General features: G+C 57.2%; 18 protein-coding genes and 1 tRNA gene. 8 read left to right on the plus strand and 11 right to left on the minus strand.

Going from position 1 to position 16,718, the window contains the following annotated elements; translation table 11 throughout:
• Window positions 1-102 precede the first annotated feature (102 nt).
• The 7 genes from ACXAH8_RS21835 to ttcA form a co-directional block, all read right to left on the minus strand.
• Window positions 103-1,506 (minus strand): PepSY-associated TM helix domain-containing protein, encoded by a 1,404-nt coding sequence (locus tag ACXAH8_RS21835; protein WP_475220633.1) that lies wholly within the window; start codon window positions 1,504-1,506, stop codon window positions 103-105.
• Between the two features lie 69 nt (window positions 1,507-1,575).
• Window positions 1,576-1,944 (minus strand): DUF2946 domain-containing protein, encoded by a 369-nt coding sequence (locus ACXAH8_RS21840; RefSeq protein ID WP_475220634.1) that lies wholly within the window; start codon window positions 1,942-1,944, stop codon window positions 1,576-1,578.
• Window positions 1,941-2,594 (minus strand): ribosome biogenesis GTP-binding protein YihA/YsxC, encoded by a 654-nt coding sequence (gene yihA / locus ACXAH8_RS21845; protein ID WP_475220635.1) that lies wholly within the window; start codon window positions 2,592-2,594, stop codon window positions 1,941-1,943. Before yihA ends, ACXAH8_RS21840 begins: the two co-directional genes overlap by 4 nt.
• Complete coding sequence (locus tag ACXAH8_RS21850) at window positions 2,591-3,328, minus strand: MOSC domain-containing protein (protein WP_475220636.1); 738 nt, start codon at window positions 3,326-3,328, stop codon at window positions 2,591-2,593. Before ACXAH8_RS21850 ends, yihA begins: the two co-directional genes overlap by 4 nt.
• Window positions 3,325-5,154, minus strand: a complete 1,830-nt coding sequence (yidC, locus tag ACXAH8_RS21855; RefSeq protein WP_475220637.1) for a membrane protein insertase YidC — start codon at window positions 5,152-5,154, stop codon at window positions 3,325-3,327. Before yidC ends, ACXAH8_RS21850 begins: the two co-directional genes overlap by 4 nt.
• Window positions 5,155-5,280: 126 nt before the next feature.
• Window positions 5,281-6,816: a putative bifunctional diguanylate cyclase/phosphodiesterase gene (locus ACXAH8_RS21860; RefSeq protein WP_475220638.1), complete on the minus strand. Its 1,536-nt coding sequence runs from the start codon at window positions 6,814-6,816 to the stop codon at window positions 5,281-5,283.
• Window positions 6,817-6,882: 66 nt separating this feature from the next.
• Window positions 6,883-7,776 (minus strand): tRNA 2-thiocytidine(32) synthetase TtcA, encoded by an 894-nt coding sequence (gene ttcA, locus ACXAH8_RS21865; RefSeq protein WP_475220639.1) that lies wholly within the window; start codon window positions 7,774-7,776, stop codon window positions 6,883-6,885.
• Between the two features lie 113 nt (window positions 7,777-7,889).
• Here ttcA and ACXAH8_RS21870 point away from each other — a divergent pair, with 113 nt between their 5' ends.
• The gene (locus ACXAH8_RS21870; protein WP_475220640.1) at window positions 7,890-8,825 is read left to right on the plus strand and encodes an alpha/beta fold hydrolase; all 936 of its coding nucleotides are present in this window, start codon (window positions 7,890-7,892) and stop codon (window positions 8,823-8,825) included.
• Here ACXAH8_RS21870 and yidD read toward each other — a convergent pair.
• From yidD to rpmH, 3 genes are read right to left on the minus strand one after another with little or no spacing between them, the layout of a single operon-like run.
• Window positions 8,822-9,058, minus strand: coding sequence for a membrane protein insertion efficiency factor YidD (gene yidD / locus ACXAH8_RS21875; protein WP_475220641.1), 237 nt, complete (start codon window positions 9,056-9,058; stop codon window positions 8,822-8,824). The two genes, ACXAH8_RS21870 and yidD, sit on opposite strands and share 4 nt — an antisense overlap.
• Window positions 9,055-9,480 carry a ribonuclease P protein component gene (rnpA, locus tag ACXAH8_RS21880; RefSeq protein WP_475220642.1) on the minus strand — a complete coding sequence of 142 codons (426 nt, stop codon included), beginning with the start codon at window positions 9,478-9,480 and terminating at the stop codon, window positions 9,055-9,057. Before rnpA ends, yidD begins: the two co-directional genes overlap by 4 nt.
• Window positions 9,481-9,506: 26 nt before the next feature.
• A complete protein-coding gene (gene rpmH, locus ACXAH8_RS21885; protein ID WP_005980833.1) occupies window positions 9,507-9,641 on the minus strand; it encodes a 50S ribosomal protein L34 in 135 nt (44 codons plus the stop codon).
• Window positions 9,642-9,910: 269 nt separating this feature from the next.
• Here rpmH and ACXAH8_RS21890 point away from each other — a divergent pair, with 269 nt between their 5' ends.
• The 7 genes from ACXAH8_RS21890 (at window position 9,911) to ACXAH8_RS21920 (ending at window position 15,859) form a co-directional block, all read left to right on the plus strand.
• Complete coding sequence (locus ACXAH8_RS21890; protein WP_475220643.1) at window positions 9,911-10,669, plus strand: TVP38/TMEM64 family protein; 759 nt, start codon at window positions 9,911-9,913, stop codon at window positions 10,667-10,669.
• A gap of 5 nt (window positions 10,670-10,674) precedes the next feature.
• Window positions 10,675-12,093, plus strand: coding sequence for a dihydrolipoyl dehydrogenase family protein (locus tag ACXAH8_RS21895; RefSeq protein WP_475220644.1), 1,419 nt, complete (start codon window positions 10,675-10,677; stop codon window positions 12,091-12,093).
• A gap of 18 nt (window positions 12,094-12,111) precedes the next feature.
• A complete protein-coding gene (locus tag ACXAH8_RS21900) occupies window positions 12,112-13,494 on the plus strand; it encodes a sensor histidine kinase (protein WP_475220645.1) in 1,383 nt (460 codons plus the stop codon).
• Window positions 13,495-13,558: 64 nt separating this feature from the next.
• Window positions 13,559-13,635, plus strand: a tRNA-Arg gene (locus tag ACXAH8_RS21905).
• A gap of 403 nt (window positions 13,636-14,038) precedes the next feature.
• Window positions 14,039-14,983 carry an aldo/keto reductase gene (locus tag ACXAH8_RS21910; RefSeq protein WP_475220646.1) on the plus strand — a complete coding sequence of 315 codons (945 nt, stop codon included), beginning with the start codon at window positions 14,039-14,041 and terminating at the stop codon, window positions 14,981-14,983.
• A gap of 144 nt (window positions 14,984-15,127) precedes the next feature.
• Window positions 15,128-15,283 carry a DUF5993 family protein gene (locus ACXAH8_RS21915; protein WP_425084400.1) on the plus strand — a complete coding sequence of 52 codons (156 nt, stop codon included), beginning with the start codon at window positions 15,128-15,130 and terminating at the stop codon, window positions 15,281-15,283.
• A 33-nt stretch (window positions 15,284-15,316) separates the two neighbouring features.
• Window positions 15,317-15,859 (plus strand): disulfide bond formation protein B, encoded by a 543-nt coding sequence (locus tag ACXAH8_RS21920; RefSeq protein ID WP_475220647.1) that lies wholly within the window; start codon window positions 15,317-15,319, stop codon window positions 15,857-15,859.
• 330 nt (window positions 15,860-16,189) lie between these two features.
• Here ACXAH8_RS21920 and ACXAH8_RS21925 read toward each other — a convergent pair whose 3' ends face one another.
• On the minus strand, window positions 16,190-16,492 hold the full coding sequence (locus tag ACXAH8_RS21925) for an SH3 domain-containing protein (protein WP_475220648.1): 303 nt from the start codon (window positions 16,490-16,492) through the stop codon (window positions 16,190-16,192).
• Window positions 16,493-16,718 lie beyond the last annotated feature (226 nt).

Raw genomic sequence — 16,718 nt, forward strand, 5'->3', positions numbered from 1 at the left:
CTGATCCACCCTGTTAGGGCGTTTGGACCGGACTGCCAAGACCATACCTAGGCAAATACGGTCAACGATGGCCGCGCCGGGTTGGCGCGGCCCCTGTTCAGATCAGCTCATCGCGCGCTTCATCGCGGGAATATTGCTGAGGATCAGCAAGTCGAAGACCAGTACACCCAACAGTGTCAGCCCTACCAATGGGAAAGCCATAGCTGTGAACAACCCGATCAGGACCGCGCCTTTCCACAGGGGGAGTTCCGCCGGCATCGGTGGAGCCGCCAGACGACGCGCCTTTTGCGGGCGGCGCTTGACCCACATCACCACGCCTGAGACGCAGACGAAGATCACCGACAGGCAGAACACCACGTTGAGAATGAAGTTCCACGTGCCCATCAACCCCATATGGAATGGGATTCCGACTGCCATGGATTTGCCCATCAGCGAATAGTCCTCATACCGGACATCGGCCAAGATTTTGCCGGTGTACTGGTCGACATGGACAGTTCGGTCGTTCACCGGATCGGTCGAGTCGCTGCTCATGCTGTCGCGGTTGAGTGTCCAGACGCCATCCTCGCCGCCCGGATAGGCCACTCGGAATCGTCCGGTCATTTCCAACGCTGTCCCCAATGAGACCAGGGCGTCGATGTCGATCACAGTTCCCTCTGGCACGCCCTGAAGTCCGGCGTCAGAACCGGAGGCAGGCATGGGTGTTTGCTCTAGCGCCCAGGGAACGTCGTTCTGATGACCGTGGTTCATGCTGGCATGGGTTTCATCCGACAAGGGCACATTGTCCCATTTCTCGGCTGGGAAGCTGCTCCAGGGTTGAACGATCATACCGCCCCAGACCCCGGCCCAAGAAAGGCCTGAGACAAGGAAGACGATTAGCAATAGCGACATCCAGAAGCCGACCACCGCGTGCAGGGACTTCCACAACGCGCGCCCTCGTGCCTTGAGGTTGGGCACAAAACCCGTCATCGCATTGCCGCGCGGCCACCATAGATAGAGGCCGGTGAACACCAGAACGAGGCTCAGGCCTGCGGCGATTTCAAGGATGCGGTCGCCAGTGGTACCGATCAGAAGGGTCGAGTGGATATTGTCCGCCAGATCATACCATCCGGCACGGCGATCCCAGATTTCCAGAACCTGACCAGCGTAGGGGTCGACCGCGACCAAGCGTTGACCCGCATCGGTTTTGACGCGGAAGACGGTCGCCAGATCCTCGGCCTTGGGGCCGATCCATTCGACGACCTGCCCGGGAACCGCGACCAAAGCGACTTCGGCCTGTTGCGAGACGGGCAGGGCATTGCCTTCGACTGCAACTGTGATTTTCTCGCCGTCACGCCCGTCAAACTGAGTGATAAACATCATCATCAAACCGGTCACGGCGAGGATGATCAGAAACGGGATCACGAAAATCCCAGCGTAGAAGTGCCACCGCCACGCGGCAAAGTAGAATTTTTGCGCAGCTGTATTCTGCATCGGGGCCGTGCCCGAAGTTTGGCTATCCATTGCCATTTGAAATCTCCATATACAGACATCCCTCGCGCGCGGGTACGCGCAGGGTAAAAACAAGGTTTCGCTGTTTCAGGAGGAGTGGGGTGGTCCCCTTGCATCATAGCGGGCGTAGAACCCCGCACTGCGATGGGTGAAATCGGATTGATCCCAACGCGGCTGCAATTGGAAATCCGCTGGAATGATCAACTCAAACCCAGGCAAATTCGCGTCCGCGGTGAGTCCCGCAAAAGGGCACATGGAGCGCGTGTCATGCTCGTCATGGATTGGATCGTCCGGGTTCAGATCGACCCATTGCTCAACCGTTCCCGCTCCGGTGCAAAGCACCAATAGGATCTTGCCGTCATTGCCTTGCGCCGGCATCCAGCCCTGCGGAATTGCACTGGTCATGAGCAGTGCAAGCAGGGTCAGAACACCAAAGACGCGCAGGATCAGGGTCATTCCAGATGGGCGATGATCGAGCGGAGTGTTGGCACCCCATCCCCTTTGTCTGAGGATGTCAAAACGATCTCGGGGTAAGCGGCAGGATGTTTGGACAGGGCTGTACGAACTTGGTTCAGCACTTTCTCGCGGTCGTTGGCCTTCACCTTGTCGGCCTTGGTCATGACGCATTGAAAAGTCACGGCGCTGGTGTCCAGAAGCTTCATGATCTCGTCATCCACAGGCTTCACCCCATGGCGTGAGTCGATCAGAACGAAGGCGCGGCGTAGAGTTTGCCGGCCGCTGAGATACTGCTTCAACAGCCGCTGCCATTTCTCAACTACCTTGACCGGAGCGTTGGCGTAGCCATAGCCGGGCAGGTCCACCAGGTACAGCTCAGGACCTTGGGTGAAAAAGTTGATCTCTTGCGTGCGGCCCGGTGTGTTTGAGGCACGTGCCAGACCTTTGGTGCCGGTCAGCGCGTTGATCAGGCTGGATTTCCCCACGTTCGAACGTCCGGCAAAACAGACCTCAAGCCGGTCGGGGGCGGGCAGGCCGTTCATCGCGACGACGCCTTTGACGAACTCGGATTCACCTGCAAACAGCTTGCGCCCACGCTCCAGCGCGAACGCGTCAGGTTCTTCGGCAAGAGGGAAAGGCAGGGCAGTCATAGCAGTTGAACCTTGTCGTCAATGCGGATTTTACCGCCTCGGATCACCTCGGCATAGACGCCGAAATCCTGATGGTCCCAGCTGTTCAAGGCGCCAAGCGTGTCCGCATCCCGCTCGCCCGTGTCGGGGTTGGCAGTGGTTGCCAGACAGCGCGTGATCCGTTCGCGCACGTGGAACACGGCCTGTCCAATCTGAACTTCACGCCCGAGCCAATCGAACTCCTCCCACAGGGGCAGGCCATCGAACCAGATATTGCCGCGCCAGCGGATGGGTGAGAGTTCACGGCCCAGCTTCTGTTCGACAGCGCGGTGGCTGGCCATGTTGCACAGGCTGATCGAAGGGAAATCACTGTCGGTCATTCCCCGACCGGGCACACGCACGATCCGCGCCGATGCTGCGCGATCCGCAGGCATCAGTGGTTTGACCCACTCCAAAAACACGTCCTGCTGGGTATCGGGTGCAAAGCTCAGATCCGGACGATCAGGGTGGCGAAGGGTCACGCTGTCGCCGTGGGATTCGGTCGAGATTGCCATCAGCTTGGGCGCCTTCGCACCGCGGCTGAAATTTACGCAGGGTGCCCATTCCGAGCCGTCGGTCCTGGCAGCCTCATGCGCGACGGCCCAAACACGATCCCCGGGCATGGTCTGCCCGGGGAGTACAGTGATCTCGGTCAGGGCTTCTCGCCCATGGCTCTTGATCGGGTGCCGCCAGATGGCTGAGACCTGCCCACTCATTTGCCGTCCGTTTTCGGCGTGCGCTTGAAGCCTGACTTGATGTTGCCAAACACGTCCGGCTTATATCCTTGGCTGCGCATGATCAGATACTGCTGGGTGAAGGTGATGGTGTTGTTCGCGATCCAGTAAACCACCAGACCGCTGGCAAACCCGCCCAGCATGAACATGAAGACCCAGGGCATCCAGGCAAAGATCATCGCCTGTGTCGGATCGGTTGGTGCCGGGTTCAGCTTTTGCTGCAGCCACATCGAGATACCCAGCAGCAGGGGCAGGATCCCGATAAAGATCAGCGCAAGGAAGCTTTCGGGCGCGGGTGCGGCCCAGGGCAACAAGCCAAACAAGTTGTAGATCGAGGTCGGGTCCGGCGCGCTGAGGTCCTGGAATGGACCAAACCACGGGGCCTGACGCAGTTCGATGGTGACGAAAATCACCTTATACAGAGAGAAGAAGATCGGGATCTGCATCAGGATCGGCAAACAGCCCGCGGCGGGGTTTACCTTTTCCTTCTTGTACAGCTCCATCATGCCCTGCTGCATCTTCTGGCGGTCGTCGCCCGCAGCCTCTTTCAAGGCTTCCATCTGCGGCTGAAGCTCCTTCATCTTCGCCATCGAGACGTAGGATTTGAACGCCAGTGGGAACAGGATCGCCTTGATGATCAGCGTCAGGCCGATGATGGACCAACCCATGTTGCCGATCAGAAGGTTGATATTGTGCAGCAGCCAGAAAATCGGTTTCGTCAGGAAGAAGAACCAACCCCAGTCGATGCTGTCGATGAATTTCTGAACGCCCTCGGATTGGTATTCCCGAATGGCTTCCCATTCCTTCGCGCCCGCGAACAGGCGGGTGCTGACCTCTTCCGTTGCACCCGGAGCCACTGTCAGGGTCGGAAGTACGGTTTCGGTCTGATAGATTTTGCGGCGCGAGTCGTATTTTGCGGCTGCTTTGAAGGCCGATCCGGGCTCGGGGATCAGTGTTGTCATCCAGTAGTGATCGGTGAAGCCGATCCAGCCGTCCTCTTTGACCTGATAGACCTCGGCCTGAGCGCGTTCGTTCGGGTCGATGTCGAAGTCGCGGACATCGCCATAGTCGACCTCGGTCAAAGTCCCGTCGGCCATGCCGATCACCCCTTCATGCAGGATGAAGAAGTTCTTGAGGCCCGGCAGATCGCCGTCTTCGCCAATGCCATGGCGGGCCAGAATGCCGTAGGGGGCCATACTGACCTCGGCGTCGGTGGCGTTTTCGACCGATTGGGTCACCGAGAACATGTAGTTTTCGTCCACCGAGACTGTGCGGCGGAAGGTCAGGCCGTTTCCGTTGTCCCACGCCAGTGTGATGGGGGTGTCTACGCCCAATGTCTCACCCTGCTCAAGGGTCCAAAGGGTGTTGGGTCCGGGAACATCCGTGCCGCTCACACCGGATCCGGGCGCCCAGCCATAGAGGGCGTAGTAGGCCGAATCCGACCCAACGGGGGCCAGAAGTTCCACGATCGGTGCGTCTTCCTCAAGCGATACTTTGTAGTCCTTCAGGAACAGCTCATCAATGCGGCCGCCCGACAGCGACAGGCTGCCTTTAAGACGGGGCGTATCAATCGCAACGCGCGGCGCTTGCTCTTCGGGTTGAGCCTCTTCTGCGGTTGCGGTCGCCTCGCCAACCGTTCCGGTGCCGCTTGCGCTGGGCGTTTGAATCTCGGACCCTTCGGTTGCCGCGATCTCGGTCTGTTCCGTTCCGGGCGTGGGTTCCGGCGGAGGGAACAACACGAACCAGACCAGGATCACGAGAAAGCTGAGCGCGGTTGCAAGGATGAGATTCTTGTTCTGATCGTCCATCTGGGACAGCCACCTTGAGCAGTGAAAGACACCCGCAGGGTTCAACAGAGTGCAGGCCCAAAGGTCAAGCGGAATCGGCTGCAAATTCGTCGCGCCGTGGCATTCCGGGCCACTCTTTCACGGAATTCAGCCGGTTTGGCGTCCGATTTTCGGAACGCCGTTCATCTTGCCGTTATGCGCGGCCATCCAGTCCAGCGTCTTTTCGAACGGCATTGGCTTGCCAATACCAAAGCCCTGCACGTGATCACATCCAAGCTGGGCCATCAGGGCATGTTCCCCCGGTGTCTCGACCCCTTCCGCCAGCGTCTCAAGATTCAAGCGTTCGGCCATGGTCAGGATCGCGCTGGCCATCTGTTGCTGGCTGGGGTCCTGATCGGATTTGGCCACGAATGAGCGGTCGATCTTGATCCGCGTGACGTTGAATCGCTTGATCGACGCGATCGAAGCATGGCCGGTGCCGAAATCGTCCAGATCAATACAGCACCCCAAATCTGCAAGGCCGGTGACATTACGGGTGATCACATCATCGGGGCGTCGGGAAAAGACGGTCTCTAACACTTCGACGGTCAGCCTGTCGGGGGTCAGGTCGAATTGATCAAGCTCCCATTTGAGGCGGTCGATCAAGCCCGGTGCGCGCAGCTCATCCGAGGAGAAGTTGACGCCCATACGCGGCACAATAACGCCTGCCCTGTCCCAGGCCCGCATGGCGGTGAAGGCGTGGTGCCGGATGGCCTGACCCAAACGCTCCATCAGGTCGGCTTGTTCGGCGAAGGGCAGGAAGACTTGCGGGCTTAGCACGCCTTTCTGCGGATGTTCCCACCTCGCCAGCGCCTCAAAACCCGTGACGCGGCCGGTATCCGTGGACACCTGTGGTTGGAACCACGGGCGGATGTCGCCATGATCCAGCGCTGCCTCGAACTCCTCGCGCAGATTGCTGCGGACCAGTGACCTGCGCCGGGTCTCGGAGGAATAGGCCCGAATCGTCGAGGGCCCGCTGCGCTGTGCCTCGGTCAGCGCATCGGTGCTGGCGGCTTTCCAGTCGGAGACCGTATCGCCAGCAATGGTTTTGTTCATACTGAACCCAATCGAACAGGTCAGGTAGAGGCCGATTCCATTGAGCATGATCGGCTCTTCTACCGCAGACTGGATGCGCCCGGACATCTGAATACAAGCCTCAAGATCCAGTTGCTGCGACGGATGCAAGCCGATCATCAGGCCGTCATCCCCGACCAACATCGCAATATCATCGTCGCGGATCATCGAAAGAACGCGGCTGCAGAATTGCTGGTGGATGTGATCGGCGGAGGCTTGACCGTGAATATCCACAACCTCAGCAAAGCCGTCGATTGCAATGGCGATGCAAGCGGCGCCAGCCTCTTGCTGCAACGCGATTTCAAGCTTTTCTGCCAAGGCCAGATTGAACTGGTCGTTCGGCAGCACACCACCGATTGCCTGCACTGCGCGTGCTTTCGACTGATTGTTCACAATCCCTGCCACCGCGAATATCAACGGTACGCCAAGCGTCACACTGACAAGTGCGCGTTCGCCGCCCAGCCAAAAAGCCCCAAGGCTGAGCGCTGGCAAAAAGGCCAGAGCAGATGGGCCGCTGAAGGCGGAGGTCACAGGACGGAGAAAACGGTCAAAATCAGGAAGGTTCCGCATAACTATTCCAGGCCTTGGGCATCGAACGCTCAAGGTGAACGGTAGGAAACCAGTCTGAGTCAGACGTTAACGCAACTGCGGAATTTTGGCAGAATTTTCGTCTTTTTTGCTGAGATCCAGGGAAAGCCCTGAAAAGTCGAACAATTTCGGGTCCAGCAAATGGGAGGGGCGGGCGTTGGTCAGCGCGCGGAACATAACCTGACGGCGGCCGGGGCTGTTCTTTTCCCACTGATCGAGAATCTGTTTGACCTGCTGGCGTTGCAAACCATCCTGACTGCCGCAAAGATCGCAGGGAATGATCGGATAGTTCATCGCCTTGGCGAATTTCTCGCAATCGGCCTCGGCCACATGGGCCAGCGGGCGGAAGACGAACAGGTCGCCCTCTTCATTGACCAGTTTGGGCGGCATGGTTGCCAGACGCCCGCCGTGGAACAGGTTCATGAAGAAGGTTTCCAGAATGTCATCGCGGTGATGGCCCAGCACCACGGCCGAGCAGCCCTCTTCCCGCGCGATGCGATACAGGTTGCCCCGGCGCAGGCGCGAACACAGGGCGCAATAGGTCCGGCCTTGCGGGACCTTGTCCATCACAACGGAATAGGTGTCCTGATACTCGATCCGGTGGGGAACGCCCATCCTATCCAGAAACTCGGGAAGGACGGTGGCGGGAAAGCCCGGCTGTCCCTGATCCAAGTTGCAGGCCAGAAAATCGACCGGCAGCAACCCGCGCCATTTCAGCTCATAAAGAACAGCAAGCAGGGTATAGCTGTCTTTGCCGCCCGACAGGCAGACCAGCCAGCGTGGCGGCTTGCCGTCCTTGTCATGGGCAGACGGGTCGATCATCCCGTACTGCTCGATCGCCTCACGGGTCTGGCGCACGATGCGTTTGCGCAGCTTCTTGAACTCGGTCGTCGAGGGCGCGCCAGCAAACAGCGGATGGATATCGTCGGCTTCATCAAACATGGGCCGTGATTACAGCGCAGGATGCGCGCGGGCAAGGTGTCGTGAACCCGGGCCGGTTTTTGGGGAAAGCGCCGCCTGTGATATGCTCTGCGGATTTATCGACGGAGTTTAAATTGGACTATTTCGTTACCGTCCGCGGACGCAGCGGCAATAGCTATTCCAACAAACTGGGCAAGGCGCGCTATCTGGCGATACCGTCAGATGCAAAGACACCGGCGCGCAAACATGAAATCCGAATTTCGGACTGGCTGGGCAAGGTGCAGCAGGCCGTCGGGGCGACGGATCATGAAAAGGGCCACATCGTCTTTTTCGTGCATGGCTTCAACACCGAGCAGTTCGAGATGCTGGAGCGGCACCGCAAAATCCGGAAGGGGCTCGAGGCCCATGGTTTAAAAGGTGTGATCGTCAGCTTTGACTGGCCAAGCGTTGGATCCGTCTTGGGCTACAGCTCGGACGGGGCCGATGCGCGTCGCTCGGCGGATAAGCTGTATATTGACGGGATCAGACGTCTGTCCAAAATGCAGACCCCGGATTGCCCCCATAATGTTTACGTTCTGGCGCATTCGATGGGGACGTTTCTGGTGCGCGAGGCTATGGATTACGCCGATGACGACCATGAGATCGCCCAACACAGCTGGACCACAAGTCAGATCGCCTTTGTCGCGGCGGATGTTTCGGCCAAGTCTTTCCGGGAAGGCAGCGCCAAGAACTCATCCTTGATGCGGCGGTGTACGAGGCTGACCTGCTACTACAGCCCGTTTGATGAGGTTCTTTCGATCTCTGAGGTCAAGCGCGTGGGCGTTTCGCGCAGATTAGGGCGGGTGGGTATGCCCTCGGACCATCCTGAAAAGGCGGTTAACCTGTATTGCGGCAAGTTCTTCAATGACAATCGCGCGGATTACCCGGATGGGCCATCCGCCAGCCACAGCTGGTATTTCGACTCGCCACGATTCTACGAGGATTTGCTCCACACTCTGCTGGGTAAATTGGATCGTGAAGTTATCCCGACCCGAAGGTTTACGGACCGAGGGAATCTAGCGCTGGTCTAATCGTCTTCGGATTTCTCGGGCACCGGGTCATACCCCGTACCACCCAATGGGTGGCAGCGCCCGATTCTACGGGCGGCGAGCCACGCGCCCTTGATCGCGCCGTGTTTCTCTAGCGCTTCCAGCGCATAGGCTGAGCATGTGGGTTGGTAGCGACAATTGAATCCGACCCAGGGGCTGAAAACCAACCGGTATGCGCGCACGGGCAGGGCGAATATGTGCGCCAGCAGCGTCATTTGCGAGGGGCGTGGATTTTGCGCAGCGCATAGCGCAGATCGTCGAGCATGGCGTCAAACGCCCGCCCAGCGGTGAACTCGGCGCGGCCGATCAGGACATAGTCCCAGCCCTCATGCCCCTGTGTGGGCAGTACGGCACGGGCGACTTCACGCAGGCGGCGCTTGGCGCGGTTGCGGGCCACCGCATTGCCGACCTTCTTGGAACAGGTGAACCCGACGCGAATGCCTGCGCCCTCATCCGGCGCACGCCTGCGCGCCTGCACCATCATCGAGGACGTACCTTGCCGACGCGCCCTTGCCGCTTTCAGAAAGTCGGAGCGATTCTTGAGAACGGTCAGAGGTTTGGGCACGCAAACGGACGCCGCCGGGGGCTTGACCCTCGGTTGGTTGATACCATCCTCAGGGGCCTCCGGCGGCGTCATGTTCATAACCTGATCGGTGAGGCGGTTTACGCGCTCAGCGATTTGCGGCCGCGTGCACGGCGCGCGTTCAGGATTTTGCGGCCGGCTTTGGTGGCCATGCGCGCGCGGAAACCGTGGCGGCGTTTGCGAACCAGGTTCGAAGGCTGATAGGTGCGTTTCATCGCTCCGTCTCCAATCTATAGCGGTGGGTGCGGCGCGGATTCGCCTAGCCCGAGTGTTCGAAGCCCGTCCTCTACTGCCAAGCGGGGGGTAAGTCAAACCCCAAGGCAAGGGTTTTCGCGCCTTTTGCAACAATTCTGTAACCTGGCCGGTCAAAAGATTTCAGAATCCGGTTTTTTGCGCCCCGAACCCTCACATTCCCTGCCACAGAGTTCAAGGCCGCGTGAGGGGCCTGTTGTCGGACCACAGGGAAGCGCATTTTGAGGTCAGAATGAAACAATCAAAGCCGGACAGCCAGATGAGCGAAACAACCCAAGCACCGCGCAGCGGGTTTGCGCGGCATATTCCATTGCTTGTGATACTGACCGTTGCCGCGGTGGGGTTCTTCACCCTTGGAGACTACCTGACCTTTGAAACCCTGCGCGACAATCGCGAGGCCCTATTGGCCTGGAGGGATGAGTATTATTGGGCCATGGCCGCAGCTTTCGTTGGGATCTATATCGTGATCGTGGCGTTTTCCCTGCCCGGGGCCGCCGTCGCCTCGATGACCGGTGGTTTCCTGTTCGGCCTGTTCGCAGGCACCGCGTTCAACGTGTTCGCAGCCACCATCGGCGCATCCGCCATCTTTCTGGCCGCGCGCTGGGGCTTGGGTGAGTCGTTGACGGCGCGACTCGAATCCTCGGAAGGGACCATCAAGAAACTCAAGGACGGCCTGCGGGAGAATGAAATCTCGGTCCTGTTCCTGCTGCGTCTTGTGCCCGTGGTTCCGTTCTTTGTGGCCAATCTGGTCCCGGCTCTGGTGGGCGTGAAGTTCCGCAACTTCCTGTTCACTACGGCGCTGGGCATCATTCCGGGTGGTATTGTCTACACTTGGATCGGTGTCGGCCTGGGCGGTGTCTTTGATCGCGGAGAAACGCCAGATGTTTCGCTGCTTTGGGAACCTTTTGTTATCGGTCCGATCATAGGCTTGTGCCTATTGGCCGCTCTGCCCATTCTGATCAAAGCCCTGCGCGGGAAAAAGGACGCCTGAATTCCATGAAAGAGCTGAAAACAGATATCCTGGTCATCGGCGCCGGGTCGGGCGGTTTGTCGGTTGCGGCAGGGGCCGCACAGATGGGGGCCGATGTGATCCTGCTGGAAGGCCACAAGATGGGCGGGGATTGCCTGAACTTTGGCTGTGTCCCTTCAAAGGCCCTGATCGCCAGTGGCAAGATGGCCTATGGGCAGGCCCATTCAGCGCCTTTTGGCGTGGCCGATGTTGTGCCGCAGGTGGACTATGCGGCAGCCAAGGATCACGTGCAGGGCGTCATCGCTCAGATCGAGCCGATGGACAGTCAGGAACGGTTCGAGGGCTTCGGCGTCAAGGTGATCCGCGAATTCGGCACCTTCCTGTCTCCGACACAGGTGCAGGCCGGTGAGAACGTGATCACCGCGAGGCGGGTTGTCATCGCCACCGGTTCTTCGCCGCTTGTGCCGCCGATCCCGGGGCTGGACTCGGTACCATTCTACACGAATGAAACTATCTTTGATCTGAAGGATAAGCCCGACCATCTGTTGATTATCGGCGGTGGCCCCATCGGGATAGAGATGGCGCAGGCCCATATCCGGCTGGGCTGCAAGGTCACTGTGATCGAAGGCGCAAAGGCGCTGGGCAAGGATGACCCCGAGGCTGCAGCCCTTGTTTTGGAGACCCTTCGGTCCGAAGGCGTCGACATTCAAGAACAAGCCATGGTCGCGCAAATCCGAGGCTCGGCTTGCGCTGTCGAAGTTGTCACCCAGAACGGAGACATCTTTGCCGGGACCCATCTTCTGATGGCGGCTGGACGCAAGGCCAATGTCGAACGCCTGAACCTTGAGGTCGCCGGGATTGATCGCACACGCACAGGGATCAAGGTGGATGACGCTCTGCGCACGACCAACCGCAAGGTCTACGCCATTGGTGATGTGGCGGGTGGTCTGCAATTCACCCATGTAGCGGGGTATCACGCGGGCATCATCATCCGCTCAGCCCTATTTGGTCTGCCGTCAAAGGCGAAAACCGCTCATATCCCTTGGGCCACCTATACGGACCCCGAACTGGCTCAAGTTGGCTTGACCGAGGCGCAGGCCCGTGAACAGCATGGCGATGCGATGGAGGTTGCTCGTTTCGACTACCACCACAATGACCGCGCCATATCCGAGCGTAAGACAAAGGGCTTTATCAAGGTCATGGTCGTGAAAGGACGCCCCGTAGGCGCGACAATTGTCGGTCATCAGGCCGGAGAGTTGATCAACTTGTGGTCCCTTGCGCTGGCCAATAACCTCAAGATGGGGCAGATCGCCGCGATGGTTTCGCCCTATCCGACGATCGGAGAACTTAACAAACGTGTGGCGGGGGCTTATTTCTCGCCAAGGCTGTTTGAGAATCAGACGGTTAAACGCGTGGTCAGGTTCGTGCAACGCTGGATCCCCTGACCGGAAGAGGAGCGCCAATTGAACTCGCTGTCCGGCCGATTTCTGATCCTGACGACGGTCTTCGTGATGTTGGCCGAGGTCCTGATCTTTGTGCCGTCCATCGCGCGTTTCCGAGAAGACTTCCTGCTGAACCGGCTGGAACGCGCGCAGATCGCGTCTTTGGCGTTGCTGGCTGATGATATGCTCGCTGATGATCTTGAGGCCGAGCTACTGGCAAATGCGGGTGTCTACAACGTTGTCCTGCGGCGCGATGAGGTGCGGCAGCTGATGCTGTCATCGCCGATCCCGGAACAGATCACCAACACCTATGACCTGCGCGATGCTGGCCCGTGGATCCTGATCCGCGACGCAATGAACCGGATTTTCACCACCGAGAATGAAGTCATCCGCGTGATTGGCGAGCCAGTCAAAGGGGCCGGTCTACTGATCGAGGTCACTATTGATAGCATGCCTTTGCGCATGGCGATGGTGGACTATGGGCTGCGCATTCTGGGGCTGTCTTTCGTTATTTCGATCATTACGGCCTTCTTCCTGTTCCTTGCGGTGCGCGTCGTGCTGGTGCGTCCGATCAAAAGCGTTGTCGGCTATATGCAACGCTATGCCAGCGCGCCCGAGGATGCGCGCGGCATTATCACTCCCAACTCCAAGGTCACCGAACTGCGTGAGGCGGAAGAGGCCCTAAAGATGTTGCAAACCGACCTGACGCAGGCGTTGAAACAGCGCGAGCGTCTGGCGCAGTTGGGTGGTGCGGTGGCCAAGGTCAGCCATGACCTGCGCAATATCCTGACCTCGGCACAGCTGTTTACGGATCGGATCGAAGCCAGCGATGATCCCCTTGTCCGCCGCATGGCCCCCAAGCTGGTCAACTCGATCACGCGTGCGGTTTCGCTGTGTGAAAGCACCCTTGCCTTTGGCCGCGCGGAAGAGCCTGCGCCGACCCTGACCATGGTGCGCGTCCGCGACATCGCCGAAGATGTTGCCGCAAGCGAGCAGCTCGCCGTTGCTGATGCCTGCGTCGAAATCATGAACGAAGTGCCGGAGGATCTGGTCGTGCGCGCGGATCCGGAGCAACTGTTCCGCGTGATCATGAACCTCGTGCGCAACGCCCGGCAGGCTCTGGTTGCCTCGGGTAAACCCGGGCGCGTCACTGTCACCGGCTGCGCCATGGAGGCCAGCTGGTGCATCGAAATCCGCGATACCGGCCCCGGCCTGCCACCCAAAGCCCGTGAGAATCTGTTCACGCCATTCCAAGGCGGCGTGCGCAAGGGCGGCTCGGGCCTTGGACTTGCGATTTCACAGGAACTGGTGCGCGGACATGGTGGAGATCTCGTGCTGAAAGAGACCGGACCCACCGGTACAACCTTCGAAATAAGCCTTCCACGCGGCGATCTAACTTTTTAATGATTTTTTGCAGAATCGGCTTGCACGTCCCCCGCCCCGGGTCTAAACACCGCCTCACCAACGCGGACCGATAGCTCAGCTGGATAGAGTACTTGACTACGAATCAAGGGGTCGGGGGTTCGAATCCTCCTCGGTCCGCCACTTGGTGATTTTCCCAAATTTCGATGAAACTCGTTTGGTTGCTAAAGCCTCTGTATTTTATGTCTGTAACCCCGTTCGCGGGTTTCTTTGGATTTTATCCGACCATACTCGTATACTTTCATTGAGTGGTATATTTTGTGGTATTTTCATGTCCGCTTTCTCGCGAACCGCTGCCATTGCTTAATTGTTAGCTAGTGGCAGCTTTGTCCGCGAAGCAGACATTGGAAAGAGTTGCGACGAATGAAAGCTCTGCGGGACAAAGTGGCCATTTCATAAGACCCTCGTAGTGTAATTGCTTGAAAGGTTCCTGCACGACCAAACAGCGTCGCGGAAACTCTGACTTGTTTTCAACAGACTACTCGCGCAACATCTATGAACGTCCGGAACCAATTGGGAGGTTGGCATGGCGGAGCTACGCGAAATTGGGAAGACAGGGATACGGGTTCCTCGCGTCGGGTTTGGATCGACAGGGTTGGGAAGTATTCCGGAAATCTATGGGTATGGAGTTGAGGAAGACCGCGCGATTGATACAATTCGGGCAATTCTTTCGCAGCCAAATGCGTTCCTGGACACATCCCGTTGCTATGCCATGGGGCGAAGTGAAGAGCGCATAGGAACTGTCATTCGTGAGCTTGGCGGTTGGCCGGAAGGGCGGGTGCTTTCCACCAAAGTCGACCGGGATATGGAAACCGGTGCCTTTGATGCTTCTCAGGCACGTAGGTCATTCGAGGAAAGTCTTTCGGCCCTAAGCGTCGACAGCGTCGATATACTCCACGTCCATGATGTCGAATATGCAAGTGATCTATCTGAGGTCAAAGGACCAGGTGGCGCGATTGAAGAGTTGTTCCGTATCAAGGAGGAAGGTCTGGCAAAAGCGGTCGGAATCGCAGCGGGACGTATAGACTTGATGATGCCAATTTTGGAGGGTTGGGATTTTGACGTGGTCCTGACACACAACCGGCACACACTGGTAAACGACAACGCGGCACCTCTGATAGAACTCGCGAAATCACGAGGCGTTTCGATATTGAACGCAGCACCTTATTCCGGAGGTGCACTTGCCCGAGGAAGCGCGATCCATCGCTTTTATGTCTATCGTCCTGCAGATGATGAAGTACTTGCGCCAATACGTGCTGTTGAAGAGGTATGCGGTCACTACGATGTCCCAGTCGGGGCGGTCGCGTTGCAACACTCTTTGAAAAATGACTACATCACTTCGACCGTTTGCGGAGTGACATGGCCTCAGCATGTTCAACAGGCGATGGAATGGGCAGAGTGGTCCATCCCTGATGGTGTTTGGGATGAACTAGCACAGCTCGGGATATCTTCGGAAGACCCAGAGGCATAAAGTGAAATCCCAGAGGGGCAGTATAGCAAACAATGCGGAAGATCATTCGAGACTTGATAAGGTGCTTAGAACCGATTTTCGAAAAGGAAACGGTGTCCTCAGTATCTGCTAGTCTCGGCAAGGCAAAAAATCAAAGGGATCAATATGATTGCATTACTATTTGCGTTGTTCACATGCGCCTTGGGGCTTGCTTACTATAAACTCGTCCGCCTTTCATACGCCCTCTTCGTAGTTACGCTTTTGGCGAGCGTTTATTGGCTTAAATTTCATGCAACAACGCCGCTTTCAATCCAACTGTGAGATCGTTCCATGTCACCTGAATTTGCCCGAAATATGAACGCGCTTGGTGCCCTGGCTGTTTGCCTAGTGTTGGTTCTTGCATTCTATTTTCAACTTGTTCTCTACGAATTACCCTGTCCGCTATGTCTATTGCAGCGTGTCGGTTTCGTGGCCGTGGGGTTTGGGCTAGGGCTAAATCTGTTATGGGGTACGCGTGCAAGGAACTACGGAATCGTCCTTGTGGCAGCAATATTCGGTATCAGCGTTTCGATCCGCCAAATCCTACTGCACATAGTGCCCGGCACCGGGCACTATGGGTCTCCGGTTCTTGGTCTGCATTTTTACACTTGGGCCGGCATAGCCTTCGGATTGATCATACTCGGAACCGCGGTGATGCTTGTCTTTGAAAAGCAATATGATCTAGCTGCGGACGTTAGGGCATCGGAACGGTTCGGTGGAAGCAAGTTGGCCAAAACGGCGTTCATGTTGATCTTAGCTTTGGGAGCCGCCAACGCAGGCTCAGCTCTATTGGAGTGTGGGCCAGGTATTTGCGACGATCCGCCAACAGACTACAAATTTTTGGATAAGCTTGAGTAAGCAAGGGAAACTTAGGTCGAGGTGCGAGCTTGTGCGTAGTTTTTCTGGTATTTCGCCGCCCAAAATCAAAGAAGAAATACAAAGGCGAACTCTGCTTCATTTGGATCACAAATATCTACCAACAAGCAAATTAAAGACCGGTAACAATGTATATGGTCAATGTTAAGGCAGTGACCTCTTTGGGCTAGGAGCAGTCGTTCGCTGCCATTCGATTGAATAGCTATTGTGTGTGCAATATTGGCCGAAGCTAGGATACAACCTTAACCAATTCAATTTTGGTTCTTCTAAAAAAATCTGAGCATCTAAGATGGCACCGCAACAAGGTCATGCTTACAACTTTCGCAAATATGCCCAAGAGACAAACCCATTTAGGCCATGCGCACGTTGCAAGGACACGCGGCACCAACGGGTGCCGCCGGTCTGCTCGCAACTGTGAACTCTTAAAGCGGTACCATTTGGAAGTCCCACGATCACATTGAACCCTATTCCCGGTCCTGCACGCAATTTCAGCATGCTTCCGTCTTCAACGCCAAAAACCTCGTAAAGCCCAAGAGAAGCTGCCGTTGCGGATTGAGCTAAGACATTGTTGCATAGGAAAAATGCCACTAAGGGCAAGAAGACTGTACTTCGCATAACGTAAACCTGCTTGTTTCCTCTACCGTAGTCTTAGCGCCATTGATCATCGAGCGTAACTCCCTCACCGAAGAATGCGCACGTTTAAACCGACCATTGAACTAAGATTCTCAATTGTGCCGAAGGTCAGGTTTGGGCTTATACCGGTCAGTCAGTGAATTCTGCTCAAAGTCTACTTTGCAGTCAAAGCAGCCGATAGATTCACTATTGCACATTGCAGGCTAGT

The organism is Ruegeria sp. ABV3_008 (assembly GCF_056161185.1).

What these genes read in the sequence shown, in the direction of transcription:
- ACXAH8_RS21860 (WP_475220638.1), bottom strand. Translation starts at nt 6,816, where the DNA reads ATGCGGAACCTTCCTGATTTTGACCGTTTTCTCCGTCCTGTGACCTCC.
- ACXAH8_RS21915 (WP_425084400.1), top strand. Translation starts at nt 15,128, where the DNA reads ATGATTGCATTACTATTTGCGTTGTTCACATGCGCCTTGGGGCTTGCT.
- yihA (WP_475220635.1), bottom strand. Translation starts at nt 2,594, where the DNA reads ATGACTGCCCTGCCTTTCCCTCTTGCCGAAGAACCTGACGCGTTCGCG.
- ACXAH8_RS21835 (WP_475220633.1), bottom strand. Translation starts at nt 1,506, where the DNA reads ATGGCAATGGATAGCCAAACTTCGGGCACGGCCCCGATGCAGAATACA.
- ACXAH8_RS21895 (WP_475220644.1), top strand. Translation starts at nt 10,675, where the DNA reads ATGAAAGAGCTGAAAACAGATATCCTGGTCATCGGCGCCGGGTCGGGC.
- rpmH (WP_005980833.1), bottom strand. Translation starts at nt 9,641, where the DNA reads ATGAAACGCACCTATCAGCCTTCGAACCTGGTTCGCAAACGCCGCCAC.
- ACXAH8_RS21910 (WP_475220646.1), top strand. Translation starts at nt 14,039, where the DNA reads ATGGCGGAGCTACGCGAAATTGGGAAGACAGGGATACGGGTTCCTCGC.
- rnpA (WP_475220642.1), bottom strand. Translation starts at nt 9,480, where the DNA reads ATGACGCCGCCGGAGGCCCCTGAGGATGGTATCAACCAACCGAGGGTC.
- ACXAH8_RS21850 (WP_475220636.1), bottom strand. Translation starts at nt 3,328, where the DNA reads ATGAGTGGGCAGGTCTCAGCCATCTGGCGGCACCCGATCAAGAGCCAT.
- ACXAH8_RS21920 (WP_475220647.1), top strand. Translation starts at nt 15,317, where the DNA reads ATGAACGCGCTTGGTGCCCTGGCTGTTTGCCTAGTGTTGGTTCTTGCA.
- ACXAH8_RS21925 (WP_475220648.1), bottom strand. Translation starts at nt 16,492, where the DNA reads ATGCGAAGTACAGTCTTCTTGCCCTTAGTGGCATTTTTCCTATGCAAC.
- ttcA (WP_475220639.1), bottom strand. Translation starts at nt 7,776, where the DNA reads ATGTTTGATGAAGCCGACGATATCCATCCGCTGTTTGCTGGCGCGCCC.
- ACXAH8_RS21840 (WP_475220634.1), bottom strand. Translation starts at nt 1,944, where the DNA reads ATGACCCTGATCCTGCGCGTCTTTGGTGTTCTGACCCTGCTTGCACTG.
- yidC (WP_475220637.1), bottom strand. Translation starts at nt 5,154, where the DNA reads ATGGACGATCAGAACAAGAATCTCATCCTTGCAACCGCGCTCAGCTTT.
- ACXAH8_RS21890 (WP_475220643.1), top strand. Translation starts at nt 9,911, where the DNA reads ATGAAACAATCAAAGCCGGACAGCCAGATGAGCGAAACAACCCAAGCA.
- yidD (WP_475220641.1), bottom strand. Translation starts at nt 9,058, where the DNA reads ATGACGCTGCTGGCGCACATATTCGCCCTGCCCGTGCGCGCATACCGG.